This window comes from Kitasatospora sp. NPDC034035 (genome assembly GCF_055575755.1).
Genome location: NZ_JBVISA010000026.1, coordinates 1 through 15,084 on the forward strand (window position 1 = coordinate 1; position 15,084 = coordinate 15,084).

Annotated in this window: 13 protein-coding genes, 1 rRNA gene and 1 riboswitch; of the genes, 12 read left to right on the forward strand and 2 right to left on the reverse strand. The window is 70.8% G+C overall.

What is annotated here, in order from left to right:
- The 12 genes from rrf to ACZ52J_RS30255 all read left to right on the forward strand — a co-directional run.
- Positions 1–92, forward strand: a 5S ribosomal RNA gene (gene rrf, locus ACZ52J_RS30200); the annotation flags it as partial.
- 98 nt (positions 93–190) lie between these two features.
- On the forward strand, positions 191–811 hold the full coding sequence (locus tag ACZ52J_RS30205) for a CDP-alcohol phosphatidyltransferase family protein (RefSeq protein ID WP_360508202.1): 621 nt from the start codon (positions 191–193) through the stop codon (positions 809–811).
- 124 nt (positions 812–935) lie between these two features.
- Positions 936–3,431, forward strand: a complete 2,496-nt coding sequence (locus ACZ52J_RS30210) for a sugar phosphate nucleotidyltransferase (protein WP_465623255.1) — start codon at positions 936–938, stop codon at positions 3,429–3,431.
- 178 nt (positions 3,432–3,609) lie between these two features.
- Positions 3,610–4,701, forward strand: coding sequence for a DUF881 domain-containing protein (locus tag ACZ52J_RS30215; RefSeq protein WP_465623257.1), 1,092 nt, complete (start codon positions 3,610–3,612; stop codon positions 4,699–4,701).
- Positions 4,698–5,030 carry a small basic family protein gene (locus tag ACZ52J_RS30220; protein ID WP_030062488.1) on the forward strand — a complete coding sequence of 111 codons (333 nt, stop codon included), beginning with the start codon at positions 4,698–4,700 and terminating at the stop codon, positions 5,028–5,030. The genes ACZ52J_RS30215 and ACZ52J_RS30220 overlap by 4 nt, the downstream gene beginning before the upstream one ends.
- Positions 5,023–6,219 carry a DUF881 domain-containing protein gene (locus ACZ52J_RS30225; protein ID WP_465623258.1) on the forward strand — a complete coding sequence of 399 codons (1,197 nt, stop codon included), beginning with the start codon at positions 5,023–5,025 and terminating at the stop codon, positions 6,217–6,219. Before ACZ52J_RS30220 ends, ACZ52J_RS30225 begins: the two co-directional genes overlap by 8 nt.
- Positions 6,220–6,445: 226 nt before the next feature.
- A complete protein-coding gene (locus ACZ52J_RS30230; protein WP_465623260.1) occupies positions 6,446–7,324 on the forward strand; it encodes an FHA domain-containing protein in 879 nt (292 codons plus the stop codon).
- 179 nt (positions 7,325–7,503) lie between these two features.
- Complete coding sequence (ftsR, locus tag ACZ52J_RS30235) at positions 7,504–8,199, forward strand: transcriptional regulator FtsR (protein ID WP_360508278.1); 696 nt, start codon at positions 7,504–7,506, stop codon at positions 8,197–8,199.
- Between the two features lie 97 nt (positions 8,200–8,296).
- Complete coding sequence (locus tag ACZ52J_RS30240) at positions 8,297–8,773, forward strand: bifunctional nuclease family protein (protein ID WP_030062493.1); 477 nt, start codon at positions 8,297–8,299, stop codon at positions 8,771–8,773.
- 216 nt (positions 8,774–8,989) lie between these two features.
- Positions 8,990–9,634: a MerR family transcriptional regulator gene (locus ACZ52J_RS30245; RefSeq protein WP_465623261.1), complete on the forward strand. Its 645-nt coding sequence runs from the start codon at positions 8,990–8,992 to the stop codon at positions 9,632–9,634.
- Between the two features lie 93 nt (positions 9,635–9,727).
- A complete protein-coding gene (locus ACZ52J_RS30250; RefSeq protein WP_465623263.1) occupies positions 9,728–10,456 on the forward strand; it encodes a SanA/YdcF family protein in 729 nt (242 codons plus the stop codon).
- A gap of 69 nt (positions 10,457–10,525) precedes the next feature.
- Positions 10,526–11,935: a DNA polymerase IV gene (locus tag ACZ52J_RS30255; RefSeq protein ID WP_465623264.1), complete on the forward strand. Its 1,410-nt coding sequence runs from the start codon at positions 10,526–10,528 to the stop codon at positions 11,933–11,935.
- A 144-nt stretch (positions 11,936–12,079) separates the two neighbouring features.
- Here the strand turns inward: ACZ52J_RS30255 and ACZ52J_RS30260 are convergent, their stop codons facing one another.
- A complete protein-coding gene (locus ACZ52J_RS30260) occupies positions 12,080–13,576 on the reverse strand; it encodes an MFS transporter (protein WP_465623266.1) in 1,497 nt (498 codons plus the stop codon).
- Between the two features lie 143 nt (positions 13,577–13,719).
- A complete protein-coding gene (locus ACZ52J_RS30265; protein ID WP_465623267.1) occupies positions 13,720–14,829 on the reverse strand; it encodes a PRC and DUF2382 domain-containing protein in 1,110 nt (369 codons plus the stop codon).
- Positions 14,830–14,980: 151 nt separating this feature from the next.
- A riboswitch (glycine riboswitch) is annotated at positions 14,981–15,084 on the forward strand.

Here is a 15,084-nt window from a genome sequence, read left to right on the forward strand (position 1 = left end):
CGCCCGGTTACATTCCGAACCCGGAAGCTAAGCCTTACAGCGCCGATGGTACTGCAGGGGGGACCCTGTGGGAGAGTAGGACGCCGCCGAACAATTCTTCGAGAGAAGCCCCCGCCGGGTGAACCGGACGGGGGCTTCTCTGTTGTAGGGTCAACGTGCATTGTCGTGACAAGGGACAGGAGGCCCCCGGGTGGAGGTCCAGGAGACGCGGGTCCAGACCGATCGCGTCCTCACCATCCCCAACCTGCTGAGCATGGGCCGGCTGGTCGGCGTTCCGCTTTTCCTCTGGCTCATTCTGTGGCCGGTCTTCGATGGGCCCAACAACGACGGCTGGGCTTTGCTGATCCTGGCGCTGAGCGGTATCAGCGACTACCTGGACGGAAAGCTCGCCAGGCGGTGGGGGCAGATCAGCCGGGTGGGGCAGCTGCTGGATCCGCTGGCCGACCGGCTCTATGTGCTGTCCACGCTGGTCGGATTGACCTGGCGTGAGATTCTGCCCTGGTGGCTGACGGCGATTCTGCTGGCCCGGGAGGTGTTTATCGCCGCTCTGCTGCCCATTTTGAACAAGCACGGGTACGGGCCGCTGCAGGTGAGTTTTCTGGGGAAGGCCGCGACCTTCAACCTGATGTACGCGTTTCCGCTTCTGCTGCTCGGCAGTGTGGACAGTTGGATCGCGCGGCCGGCCGAGGTGGTGAGCTGGGCCTTCATCTGGTGGGGCGCCACGCTGTACTGGTGGGCCGCCATTCTTTACGCGGTTCAGGCGCGGCAGATCGTCAAGGGCCGCCCGGCGGGCCCGGCGTCCGCAGTCTGAGACGTGATCTGAGAGAAGCCCCACGCTCCATCGGTGCGTCGGACGATACCTTCCGGGTAGAGAACCCTCTGGAACGGTTTGATGGACCTGCTGGTCCACCACCGCGAAGGAGGACGCACCCGTAATGAAAGCCGTTGTAATGGCAGGGGGCGAGGGCACTCGACTCCGCCCGATGACCTCCAGCATGCCGAAGCCGCTGCTTCCGGTCGCCAATAGGCCGATCATGGAGCACGTGCTTCGGCTGCTGAAGCGGCACGGTCTCCTTGACACCGTCGTCACCGTGCAGTTCCTGGCGTCACTGGTCAAGAACTACTTCGGTGACGGCGAGGAGCTGGGCATGCACCTGACCTATGCCCACGAGGAGACACCACTGGGCACTGCGGGGAGTGTCAAGAACGCCGAAGACGCGCTCAAGGACGACTCCTTTCTGGTGATCTCCGGTGACGCGCTGACCGACTTCAATCTCTCTGAATTGATCGACTTTCACCGCAGCAAGGACGCTCTGGTCACCGTCTGTCTCACCAGGGTGCCGAATCCACTGGAGTTCGGCATCACGATCACGGACGACGAGGGACGGGTCGAGCGGTTCCTGGAGAAGCCGACCTGGGGGCAGGTCTTCTCCGACACGGTGAACACCGGTATCTACGTGATGGAACCCGAGGTCTTCGACTACGTCGCGGCGGGTGAGTCCGTCGACTGGTCGAGCGACGTCTTCCCGCAGCTGTTGAAGGAGGGCAAGCGGGTCTACGGCTACATCGCCGAGGGCTACTGGGAGGACGTGGGCACCCACGAGAGCTACGGCAAGGCCCAGGCCGACGTCCTGGAGGGCAAGGTCGAGGTCGAGCTGGACGGGTTCGAGATCTCGCCCGGCGTCTGGGTCGCCGAAGGGGCCGAGGTTGACCCCGAGGCGGTGCTCCGCGGGCCGCTGTACATCGGGGACTACGCCAAGGTCGAGGCCGGCGTCGAGATCCGCGAACACACTGTGCTGGGCAGCAACGTGGTCGTCAAGCGCGGCGCGTTCCTGCACAAGGCCGTGGTGCACGACAACGTGTACGTCGGGCCGCAGAGCAATCTGCGGGGCTGTGTGGTCGGTAAGAACACCGATGTGATGCGGGCCGCCCGGATCGAGGACGGGGCGGTGATCGGGGACGAGTGCCTGGTCGGCGAAGAGTCGATCATCGGGGCGAACGTCCGGGTGTACCCGTTCAAGACCATCGAGGCCGGCGCCGTCGTCAACACCTCGGTGATCTGGGAGTCGCGCGGCCAGGAACACCTCTTCGGTCTCCGCGGCGTCTCGGGGATCCTGAACGTCGAGATCACCCCGGAGCTGGCCGTGCGGCTGGCCGGGGCCTACGCGACGACGCTGAAGAAGGGGGCCACCGTCACCATTGCGCGTGACCACTCGCGTGGTGCGCGTGCGCTCAAACGGGCGATGATTTCGGCGCTGCAGACCTCGGCGATCGACGTCCGCGACCTCGAGAACGTGCCGATGCCGGTGGCCCGGCAGCACACGGCGCGGGGGAGTGCGGGCGGGATCTTCCTGCGGACCACACCGGGAGTACCCGACTCACTGGACATCCTCTTCTTCGACGAGCGCGGGGCGGACCTCTCACAGGCCGGGCAGCGCAAGCTCGACCGCGTCTACGCGCGGCAGGAGTACCGGCGGGCCTTCCCGGGCGAGATCGGGGACCTGACCTTCCCGTCCAGCGTCTTCGACGCCTACGCGGGCAACCTGCTGCGGGCGGTGGACACCACCGGGGTCCGGGAGGCCGGGCTGAAGGTGGTGGTGGACACCGCGCACGGCAGTGCGGGTCTGGTTCTGCCGAGCATCCTCGGCCGGCTCGGCGTGGAGGCGCTCACCGTCTCCAGCGGGCTCGACGAGGCGCGGCCGACCGAGGACGCGGAAACGCGAAGGGCCGGGCTCGCCAGGCTCGGCGAGCTGGTGGCATCCTCGCGGGCGGCCTTCGGTGTCCGCTTCGACCCGGTCGGTGAGCGCGTCGCGTTCGTGGACGAGCTGGGCCGGGTGATCGACGACGACCGGGCGCTGCTGGTGCTGTTGGACCTGGTGGCGGCCGAGCGGCGCAGTGGGCAGGTGGCGCTGCCGGTGACCACGACCCGGATCGCCGAGCAGGTCGCCGCGTACCACGGCACCCAGGTCATCTGGACCACGACGACGCCGGACGACCTCGCGAAGGCGGCCTCCGCCGAGGGCACGGTGTTCGGCGGGGACGGGCGCGGCGGCTTCGTGGTGCCCGAGTTCAGCGGGGTGCTGGACGGGGCCGCGGCCTTCGTCCGGCTGGTCGGCCTGGTGGCGCGGACCCAGCTCACGCTGAGCCAGATCGACGCGCGGATCCCGCAGGCGCACATCCGGCGCCGGGACATCGCGACGCCGTGGGCGGCCAAGGGCATGGTGATGCGCTCGGTGGTGGAGGCGGCCGGCAGCCGGCGGCTGGACACCACCGACGGTGTCCGGGTCGTGGAGGCGGACGGGCGCTGGACGCTGGTGCTGCCGGACCCGGCCGAGGCGGTCACCCACCTGTGGGCGGAGGGCCCGGACGACGAGGCCACCGAGGCGCTGCTGGACGAATGGGCGGCGGTGGTCGAGGGCGCCGGGCGGTGACGGCCCGGAGCTGAGGACGAGACGGCCCGATCGGCGGGGCGCACGGCATGGTTCGTGCGCCCCGCTGTCCGTTTTCACATCATTCGGAATGGTCCGCCACTTCCGTCTTGTGTGCAGCGTGTGTGCAGCTCAGGGGCCGTGCACAAGGCCCCCTCGCCGCCATGGGACGATGGTTTCCATGCCAGCGACGCCGACACCGAGTGCCCCGAACGGGCGGTACAACCGCCCGGACGCCTCGATGTCCCTGCTGACCAATGTGATGGACCACAGCCTGGACGAGGGCTACGCCGAGGCGGCCGCGGCACGCGGCGGTGCCCGCGACAGCCGGATACCCGGAACGCTCCAGGGGCTGCTCACGCTGGCCGCCGGGCTGGCGCTGGTCGGAGCGGTGGTGACGGTCGGCGCGGTGAACGCGCACGAGGCCGAGCCGACGCTGGCCAAGGAGCGGGACGCGCTGATCCAGCGGATCAACGACAGCAACACCTCGGCCGACCAGCTGCAGAAGCAGGTGCAGGAGCTGCGGCGCAAGGTCGACAGCACCCAGCAGCAGGCGCTCCCCTCGGGGGACGGCGACGCGGGTGCTCTGACCGGAGCGGTGGGCCTGGGTGAGGTCACCGGGCCGGGCGTGAAGGTGGTCCTGGAGGACGCCGCGGGGACGGGCCTGGGCGGCAACGTCGACCCGCGGGCGGGACAGGGCTTCTCCAACAGTGGCCGGCTTCGGGACCGCGACCTGCAACTGGTGGTGAACGGCCTCTGGGGGGCCGGGGCCGAGGCCGTGGCGATCAACGGCCAGCGGCTGACCGCGCTCTCCGCGATCCGGGCTGCGGGCGAGGCGGTGCTGGTGGACAACCGGCCGCTGGTGCCGCCGTACAACATCCAGGCGATCGGGGACGGGCCGAAGCTCCTCACCGCCTTCGAGAACGACATGGCCGGGCAGTACCTGCGGCTGCTCCAGGAGAAGTACGGCATCAAGTCGACGCTCTCCACGCAGAAGAGCCTGACGCTGCCGGCGGCGGTGGGGGTGACGCTGCGGACCGCGCAGCCGGTCACGCCCGAGCCCACGGCGACGGCGACGCCGTCGGCCACGGCCACGCCGAGCGGAACGCGCTCCGCCGGCCCCGGAACCTGGGAGAGCCCGGGCGCGTCCGTCTCACCATCGGCCTTACCAACCGCTTCACCATCGGCGACCAGCGGTGGTGCGACCCCGAAGCGGCATCCGTCGACCGGATCCGCGAAGACCACGACAGGGACAGGAGCAGCCAGACCGTGATTGCCGTACTGGGTCTTGTGATCGGAGTGGTCGTCGGCCTCTTCGTCCAACCCGAGGTGCCGGACGCCGTCGTGCCCTACCTGCCGATCGCGGTGGTCGCGGCCCTGGACGCGGTCTTCGGCGGTGTCCGGGCGATGCTCGACGGGATCTTCAACGACAAGGTGTTCATCGTCTCGTTCCTGTCGAACGTGGTGGTCGCGGCGCTGATCGTGTTCCTGGGCGACCAGCTGGGCGTCGGCTCGCAGCTGTCCACGGGTGTGGTCGTCGTCCTCGGCATCCGCATCTTCTCCAACGCGGCCGCGATCCGGCGCCATGTCTTCCGTGCCTGAGTCGGGCCGCGAGGAGGCGGCGGAGAAGCGGGAGCCGAGGACCGTCGGGAGGACGGTTGAGGAGACGGTCGAGGAGGCCGTCGAGGCGCCCGAGCCGGAGACGGACCGGGAGTCCGGGCCGGACGGCTCTGCGGATCCGGACGGGGCCGCAGAGGAGGCCGGAGCGGCCGTCCCGGCTCCGGAAGCCGAGCCCGGCGAGAGCGCCGTGGAGAACGCGGCCGAGGACGCGGCCGAGGATGCGGCCGAGGACAAGTCTGACGCTAAGGCTGAGCTTGAGGCCGACTCGACCCCGGAGCCGACGCTCCGGCTGGTGAAGGCGGTCCGGCTCGAACCGGAGCCGGAGCCCGAGGCAGCGGCCAAGCCCGAGCCCGTCGAGTCGGGCTCCGGCGCAGGGCCCGTGCCGGAGCCCGAGCCCGAGCCGGTCGCAGCGGAGGCCGTCGAGCAGGCGCCCGCCGTGGACCGCAACGCCGGACGGCGGCGTCTGCAGGCGGCGCTGTGGCCGCCGCGGCTGTCGCGCGGGCAGTTGGTGGTGGCGCTGCTGCTGTTCTCGCTCGGCTTGGGGCTGGCGATCCAGGTGCGGTCGACCAACGACCACCACAGCCAGCTGCGCGGGGCCCGCCAGGAGGACCTGGTTCGGATCCTCGACGAACTGGACAGCCGTCAGCAGCGTCTCCAACAGGAGAAGGCGGAGCTGGAGCAGTCCCTGGCGAAGTTGGAGAACAGCTCCAACCAGGCCAAGGAGGCCCAGGAGCAGACCAGGAAGAAGGTGACGGAACTCGGCGTGCTCGCCGGTACCGTCAAGGCCACTGGTCCGGGCATCGTCCTCACGGTCGATGACCCCCAAGGGCAGGTGAAGGCAGATATGCTGCTGGACACCCTGCAGGAACTTCGAGCGGCGGGGGCGGAGGCGATTCAGATCAACGATGTGCGCGTGGTGGTCAACACCTACTTCACCGACCTGTCGGGCGGTGGGGTGCAGATCGACGGGAAGAAGGTCTCGCAGCCCTATCGGTTCACCGTCGTGGGGAACCCGCAGGACCTGACGCCCGCGCTGAACATCCCGGGTGGTGTCGTCCGCACGTTGGAGAGCCACCAGGCGCGGGCGACGATCACCCAGCAGCAGAAGGTGGTCGTGGACGCCCTCGTGGATCTGAAGACGCCGCAGTACGCCAAGCCGGCTTCGAAGTGACGAGGCGCCCGACGAACGGCCCGTCACGGGCCGGCGGCACCCGGTGCGGGGAGCCGCCGTCACGTGGGCGAGACTGGTTCGCACCAGTTCGCTCCGGAACAACAACCGCAGCATCAACTGTCGGAGTACCGCTCCAGCGGGCCCGAGCCGCAACCGGGCTCGCGGCCTGTCCGAGGTTCTCACCCTGCCCCGCGGGCGGGTCTGTCACACGCAAGGGGATTCGCCCGTGAGTTTCTTCTCGAAGTTGTTCGGTCGCAACAAGGGCCGTGACGCGGCCGCCGTGGAGGCGCCGACCGCGCGGCACCGTCGGCCTGAGGACGAGCCCGCCGTGCCGGGCATGCGACCCGCCCCCGAGGCCGCCCCGTACGCCGGACAGCAGCTGTTCCGGGACGGCGGCGCCCAGTACGCGGGGAATCCGGCGGGCTACGGCGCGTCGGTTGACCCCTCCGGCGACCCGCGCATAGGTTTCCCGTCGGGACCCTCAACCTCTGGTGGAGGGTTTGCTCCGGACCCGTACGCCGGGCACAACCCGTCGGGTGTGCCGCGCCAGGAGGCTGTGAACATGGCTGGCCCCTCTCCGTGCCCCAGGTGCGGCAACCAGAACCCGGCCGCGGCCCGGTTCTGCTCCAACTGCGGTGCGGCGCTGCGCGGCGGCCTGCTGCCGGAGGGGGCGGCGGAGACCACGTCGACCATCTCCATCTCCGGCCTGGAGTCGTACGACCCCACAACCACGACCGGCACCGGTGCCACGCCGGCCCTGTCGGCCGAGGTGCTGTCGGCGATCGACGCGCTGCCGCCGGGCTCGGCCCTGCTGATCGTGCAGCGCGGTCCGAACTCGGGCAGCCGCTTCCTGCTGGACTCGGACGTCACCACGGCGGGGCGTCACCCGCAGGGTGACATCTTCCTGGACGACGTCACGGTCTCGCGCCGGCACGTGGAGTTCCGCCGCACCCCGGCCGGCTTCAGCGTCGCGGACGTGGGCAGCCTCAACGGCACCTACGTGAACCGGGAGCGGATCGACGAGGTGTCGCTGAACAACGGCGACGAGGTCCAGATCGGGAAGTACCGGCTGGTGTTCTTCGCCGGCCACAACCGGGGGTACTGAAACCAACGTCGGCAGGAGCCCGAGTGAATACGAATACCCCTTCCTCTTCTCTCGGGGCGGCCACCCCAGTCCCGTCCGGTCCGCAGGCGGACCGCGGCGGGCGCGGGGTGGTCGCGGGCCCCAGGCAACCGGTCCGTGCGGAGCGGCCCGCCGGGCGGCGGCGCGGCGGTGACGAACTGCTGAGCATCGGCGCGGTGCTGACCTTCCTGCGCGACGACTTCCCCGAGGTCACCATCTCCAAGATCCGCTTCCTGGAGGCGGAGGGACTGGTCGAGCCGCAGCGCACGCCCTCGGGGTACCGCAAGTTCAGCCCGGCCGACGTCGAGCGGCTGGCCTACGTCCTGCGGATGCAGCGGGACCACTACCTGCCGCTGCGGGTGATCCGCGAACACCTGGACGCCATCGAGCGCGGCGAGAGCCCGCCGGCGCTGCCCTCCTCGGCCGACACCCGGCCCGGGCCGATGGAGGAGGCGGACCGCGAGCTGGTGGCCTCCGCCGACGTCCCGTCCGGGGTCCGGCTGGGGCGTGCCGAACTGCTCGCCGCGGCCGAGGCCGGGGAGCGGGAGCTGGCCGAGTGGGAGTCGTACGGGCTGGTCGCGCCCGGCCCGGACGGCGGGTACGACGGCGAGGCCCTGCAGGTGGCCCGGCTGGTCGCGGAGCTCGGCCGGTACGGCCTCGAGCCGCGGCACCTGAGAGCCATGAAGGCGGCGGCCGACCGCGAGATCACACTGGTGGAGCAGGTGGTGGCGCCGCTGCGCCGGCACCGGAACCCGCAGACCAGGGCCCATGCCGAGGCCACCGCGCGGGAGCTCGCGACGCTGTCCGTACGACTGCACGCGGCAATGGTCCAGGCCGGTCTACGGACCCGCGGGTAGCCTCCCGGGCGGCCTCCGCATGCCGGGGGCACCGCGCTGACCAGCGGCGTCGGCTCTGCGCTTTCATATCCGGGACCGGAGCCATAGGGTTGCCTGTGTGAATGAGCTCGACGTCGTGGGTGTCCGAGTGGAGATGCCTTCCAACCAGCCGATCGTGCTGCTGCGGGAGGTCGGGGGAGATCGCTACCTGCCGATCTGGATCGGCCCCGGCGAGGCGACTGCGATCGCCTTCGCCCAGCAGGGCATGACGCCGGTGCGCCCGCTGACGCACGACCTCTTCAAGGACGTCCTGGAGGCGCTCGGCCAGCAGCTCACCGAGGTGCGGATCACCGATCTGCGGGAGGGCGTGTTCTACGCCGAGCTGGTGTTCGCCGGTGGGGTCGAGGTGAGCGCCCGGCCGTCCGACGCGATAGCGCTGGCGCTGCGGACCGGTACGCCGATCTACGGGAGCGAGGAGGTGCTCGCCGAGGCGGGCATCGCGATCCCGGACGAGCAGGAGGACGAGGTCGAGAAGTTCCGGGAGTTCCTCGACCAGGTGTCGCCCGAGGACTTCGGCGGCGGCGGCCCGCAGTAGCGGTTCTGCGAGCATTCGGCTCAGCGTTTTGCCAAAATTCGTCGACCTACCCACACTAGGGGCACGAAAAACCACTCTCCTGAGTGACGTGGATTGTCTGACCCGGCGTGGCGATCGTTGACGGGTCATAGGGGACTGCCTACCGTCAGGAGTGGCTGTCCGGGTGCCCGATGCCCGCAGTCGGGTTGCCCGCAGCACAAGTGGACGGAGGCAGGCATGAGCAGCACCGGCGATGACGCGGCCCTGGGAGGCCTGTGCGCCGTGCACGTGCCGCGCACCGCTCGTACCGTCACGGACATGGCCCGGGTGGGCAGGTTCCCGGCCGTGCAGCCGGGGCAGCCGGCCATCGAGCGGCTGGCCCCGACGTCCGAACTGATCGGCTTCCGCGGCCCGACGGCCTGTGCGGCGGCCGGCATCACCTACCGTCAGCTGGACTACTGGGCCCGCACCGGGTTGCTGGAGCCCAGCGTCCGGACGGTGTACCCGGCGGCCAGTCAGCGGCTCTACAGCTTCCGCGACGTCCTGCTGCTCAAGATCGTGAAGCGGCTGCTCGACGCGGGGGTCTCGCTGCAGAACATCCGGGTGGCCGTCGCCCATCTGCAGGCCGCCGAGCAGGCCGACCTCGCCGGGATGACGCTGATGTGCGACGGCGCGACGGTGTACGAGTGCACCACGCCGCAGCAGGTGGTGGATCTGCTGAAGGGCGGTCAGGGGGTCTTCGGCATCGCGGTGGGAGCGGTCTGGCAGGAGCTGGAGCGCACCCTCGGGCGGCTGCACGCGGAGCGTACGGACACCGGCGAGACCCTGGTCGGGCAGGACCCGGCCGACGAGCTGGCCCAGCGGCGCAACCGGGCGGTCTGAGCAACGAGTCGACGAGGCCGCGGGCCCGGACGGGGAACCGTTCGGACCCGCGGCCTCGTCGTGTTGCCTGGCGAAACGATCGAGGGAGGGCCTGTGGGAGTCGGCACCGGTATAGCGGGACTGCTGCGGCGCAGGGCCGGACTGCTGCGGACACGGCTGGGGCAGCGGAAGACCCAGCGCAGGGTGTTCCAGGTCGGGACGGTGCTCTGCTCGCTGGCGCTGGCACCGAGCGCCTGGGTGTGGCTCTCGGCGGGTGACCGGGTGGGAACGGTGGAGAGCGCTCCCTCGGCGCCGGTCGCGGTGGTCTTCGGCGCCGGACTCGACCAGGGCAAGCCCTCGCCGTACCTGGAGCACCGGCTGGTCGCGGCGGTGGACCTGTACCGGGAGGGCAAGGTGCAGGCGATCCTGGTGACCGGGGACAACGGGCGGATCGAGTACGACGAGCCCGACGCGATGTTCACGTACCTGACCGAGCACGGCGTGCCGGCCGAGCGGGTGGTCCGGGACTACGCGGGCTTCGACACCTGGGACTCCTGCACCCGGGCGCACCGGATCTTCGGCGTGGACCGGGCCGTGCTGGTCAGCCAGGACTTCCACGTCCGGCGGGCGCTGGCGCTGTGTGAGGCGGCGGGCATCCGCTCGTACGCCGTCGGGGTGCCGGAGCTGCATGACGAGACCTGGCTGTACGGCGGGGTGCGGGAGGTGGCCGGGGCGGGCAAGGCGGCGGTCAACGCCTGGCTGCGGCCGGACCCGGTGTTCCTCGGGCCCCAGGAGGACGGCATTCCGAAGGCGCTCGCGGACGCGGCGAAGAAGCAGCCGTAGGCGTCCGACCGCGCCGGGCGTCCGGCCGGGTTCGTACGCACTGTCGGACCCGTACGCGATGATCTGCGGGTGCGATCACTGCCGAGCATCATCCACCTCGACATGGACGCCTTCTTCGCGGCGGTGGAGCAGGCGGCCAAGCCGAGCCTGCGCGGCAAGCCGGTGGTCGTCGGCGGGCTGGGCGGTCGCGGGGTGGTGTCCACGGCCTCGTACGAGGCGCGGAAGTTCGGGGTGCACTCGGCGATGCCGATGGCGCAGGCGCGTCGTCTCTGCCCCAACGCGGCGTTCCTGTCGGGTCGTTTCGAGGCCTACCGGCAGGTCAGCGAGATCGTGATGGGCCTGCTGCGGGAACTGTCGCCGCTGGTACAGCCGCTCAGCCTGGACGAGGCCTTCGTGGACCTGGAGGCCGGTCCGTACGGCCCGGTGCTGGCCGAGGCGGACCACGACACCGGCGAGCGGCTGGTGCTCGCGCTGGCGGAGGACCTGCGGTCGGACATCCAGCGGCTCACCGGGCTGACCGGCTCGGTGGGGGCGGCCGGGTCCAAACTGATGGCCAAGATCGCCTCCGAGCAGGCCAAGCCGGACGGCCTGGTGCTGATCGAACCCGGGCAGGAACGGGCGGTGCTCGGGCCGATGCCCGTACGGGCGCTGCCCGGGATCGGGCCGGCCACCGAGCAGGTGCTGCGGCGGGCCGGGCTGAGCACGGTGGCCGACCTCGCGGAGGCGGGCGAGGCGGAGCTGGTCCAGCTGCTCGGGCGGGCGCACGGGGCCGGGATCCACCACATGTCGATAGGGCTGGACGAGCGGCCGGTGGTGGCCGACCAGGACGCCAAGTCCGTCTCGGTGGAGGACACCTACGAGGTGGACCTGGCCGACCGGGACCGGGTGCTGCGCGAGGTGGAGGCGCTGGCCGCCCGGTGCGTGCGGCGGCTGCGGGCGGCCGGGCGCTCGGGGCGGACGGTGGTGCTCAAGGTCCGGCGGTTCGACTTCTCGACGCTGACCCGCTCGGAAACGCTCGGCGGGCCCACGGACGACGAGGCGGTGATCACCGCGACCGCGCGCCGGCTGGCCGAGCAGGTGGACATCACGGGCGGGGTCAGGCTGCTCGGCGTGGGCGTCGCCCAACTCGCCGACTACACCCAGGAGGACCTGTTCGCGCAGGCCCTGCGCGAGGAGGCGGCGGAACACGCGGAGGCGGCGGCCGAGACCGAGGAGGCCGAGGAGGAGCCGGAGGTCGTCGTGATGCGGCGGTGGATGCCCGGACAGGACGTCCGGCACGCGGAGTTCGGGCCGGGCTGGGTGCAGGGCAGCGGCGTCGGGAGGGTCACCGTGCGGTTCGAGACGCCGTGGAGCGAGCCGGGGCGGGTGCGGACCTTCGCGGTGGACGACCCGGCGCTCGAGCCGACCCGGCCGCTGCCGCTGCGCCGGGGCGAGGACACCGAACCGGACCGGGACGGCGGTGCAGCCGAGCGGGACTGAGACACGAAAACGGCCCCACCCGGTGGGGGATTACCGGGTGGGGCCGCATCACCGTGCCGGACCCCGTGCGTTCGTGATGCCCTCGCGACGTACGGAGACCGGGGCCCCGCGCCCTGTCCCTGAGCGCGGGGGCCGGACGCCTCGTCAGGCGTCGGTCTTCACCAGCTTGTCGCTGGAGTCCTGCTGGGCCGAGTCGCCGACGACGGTCAGCGGAGCGGCCGGCTTGACGGTGCGGATCAGGAACGGGACGACACCGGCGATGATGCAGACCACGGCCGCGGTCCAGAACGCGTGCTTGTACGCGTCCAGGGTGGGCAGCAGCAGCGGGATCTGCGGCGGCAGCTTCATGACGTCGCCGGTCAGGATGGCGGCCATGACGGCGGTGCCGATCGCGCCACCGACGGTGCGCAGCACCGAGTTCATGCCGTTGGCGATGCCGCTCTGCTCGGCCGGGACGGCGCCGTTGATGTAGGCCGGCATCGCGGCGAACGCGAGGCCGACGCCGAGGCCGAAGATCGCCGAGGCGGTGTAGATGTCGCCCTCGTGGCTGTGCCGCAGGGCCAGGTAGGCCATCGCGATGGCGCCGAGGACGCCACCGAGGACCAGCGGCATGCGCGGGCCGCGGCGGGCGATCAGCAGCGCGCCGAGCGGGGCGGCCACCATGGAGCCGATCGCGGACGGCAGCAGCATGACACCGGCGTGCAGGACGGTGGCGGTGAAGCCGTAGTGGGTCAGCTTCTCCGGGGTCTGGGCGAAGTTGCTGATGACCATGAAGGAGCCGTACATGCCGAAGCCGATGAGCAGGCCCGCCAGGTTGGTGAAGGCCACGGCCGGACGGGACATCATCTTCATGTCGACCAGCGGGTGCGCGACCTTGGTCTCGATGATGCCCCAGACCAGGGCGACGACGGCGGCGACGGCGAACAGGCCGAGGGTCTTGGTGGAGGTCCAACCCCAGTGGTTGCCCTGGCTGACCGCGACCAGCAGCGCGGAGAGCCAGCCCGCCAGGGTGATCGCGCCGAGCGGGTCGGCGCCGCCCTCCTTGTCGGTGACCGGGTCGGACGGGACCCGGAAGGCGACCAGGGCGACCGCGATCAGGCCGAAGACCAGGCCCATCCAGAAGATCGACTTGTAGCTCCAGTGCTCCAGCAGGAGACCGGTGGCGACCAGGCCGAGGCCGGAGCCGACGCCCATCGAGGCGCTGATGGCGGCGACGCCGCCGGTCACCTTCTGCTTGGGCAGCTCGTCGCGGACGATGCTGATCGCCAGCGGCATGACGCCACCGCCGGCGCCCTGCAGGACGCGGGCGACGACCAGCCAGGTGAAGGAGTGGGTGCTGACCGCCAGTGCCGAACCGGCGACCAGGCCCGCCAGCGAGATCAGCAGCATCGGCTTACGGCCCCGGAGGTCGCCGAAGCGGCCCAGGAGGGGAGTCAGCACGGCGGCGGAGAGCAGGTTGGCGGTCATCAGCCAGGTGACGCTGGAGGCCGAGACGCTCAGTTCCTTGGCCAGCGAGGGCAGGATCGGGACGACCGCGGTCTGCACCACACTGAACGACAGCATCGCCAGGATGAGGGCCGGCAGGACCCGGGCGCTGCTCTGCTTCTCGGCCGCGATGGTGGGCTGGGGTGCCTCACTCACGGTTGCTTCCTCCCGTACATAGTGAATGAACTGAAGTAACCATGCAGGGAGATACTTCAGAGTGTCAAATATCGAGCGGTTAAGCTTTGGCAAAGGGGAAGGCCCCGACCTCGGATGGTCGGGGCCCTGCTGGGGATCGCGGGTCAGACGAGCGGGCGCATCCCGGTGGCGCGGGAGGCGTCGGGGGTCGGGGTGACGGCGTCCTGGGGCGTGGTGGGGTCGTGGACCTCGACGTGTTCGCGGCGGAGTTCTTCCCGGATCACTTCCTCGTCGGTGTAGCGCTCGACGACCAGGCGGACGCGCTCGATGGGGGCGAGGTACTTGCGGACCGCCGGGCGCTCCTCACGGAGAGTGACTTCCTCGACGGCTTCGGCGATCTCCTTCTCGGTGAGGACGGCGCGCTCGGCCTCACCGACCGGGATCCGCTCGACCCGGATGCGCTCGCGGACCACCGGGACGCGGCGCTCGACCTGCTCGGTCGTCACGTACTTGCGCAGCTTCGCGGTGCCCACGTTGTGCCACTCGGTGGTGACCTCCAGACGCTCCTCGCGGCAGGTGATCTCGATCGGGTTGCCGGGAGCGGAGGAGTCGGCCCCCGAGCCGCGTGCGTGGGTGGTCGCCGCCGGCATCGGGTGCAGCTTGGGTTCCGTGATGGGCGCCGGGGAAGCCGTGGCGGGAGCAGGGGTGCTGAGGGTCCGCATGTTGCTCTCCATGGCGGTTACGGCGGTGGTCGCGCTGGTGCTCTCGGGCTCGGGGGAGTGGAAGGCGTGCGGCTTGGCGGCGACCGCGGCGGCGGCGGGGGTGACGCCGAAGTCGAGGTCGGACTGCGCGGCGTGGCCGCCGTCCTCGCCGCCCGGGTGGTCCTCCGCTCGGGTGTCGAGGCCGTAGTAGCGGTAGAGCTGGAGCTCCTGGGAGGGGGACAGGTGCTGGCCCACGCCGAAGTCGGGGGACTCCTTGACCAGCGACTTGTCGTACGGCACCCGGAGCTCGTCGCCGGAGAACTCGCTCGTGGTGAGCGGGACGAAGGCGTCCCGGCCGAAGATGCCGGTCCGGACGGCGGCCCACTCGGGCTGGCCGGTGGCGTCGTCCAGGTACACCTCGTCGACCGTGCCGATCTTGTCTCCGTTGCGGTCGACCGCCTTGTGGCCGATGAGGTCCCGGGGGTCGATGTCGGTCTGCACTCTTTCCTCCAGTGCGCTGAGCCTGCGGAACTCCCACAGGAAGTCGGCCGGAGTACCCGTGCCGTCCGCCACTTCACACCAAATGCCATGAATCGGACGGGCGCGACCGGGGTGCGCCGGACGGGCTGCGGGCTGAGCCGTCCGGGGGACGCGCGTAGACCCGGGGTGACCCGAAGCACCCGTGATCCGACGGCCTCCCGCTGGTACCCTGGGCGGCGACCGCAGAGCCCGCTCGGGAGAGTCTCCGACCGCGAAAAGCGCTGGTCGGGGCGCCGAAGGAGCAACTCCTCCCCGGAATCTCTCAGGCATCCGTACCGTGTGGGGTAG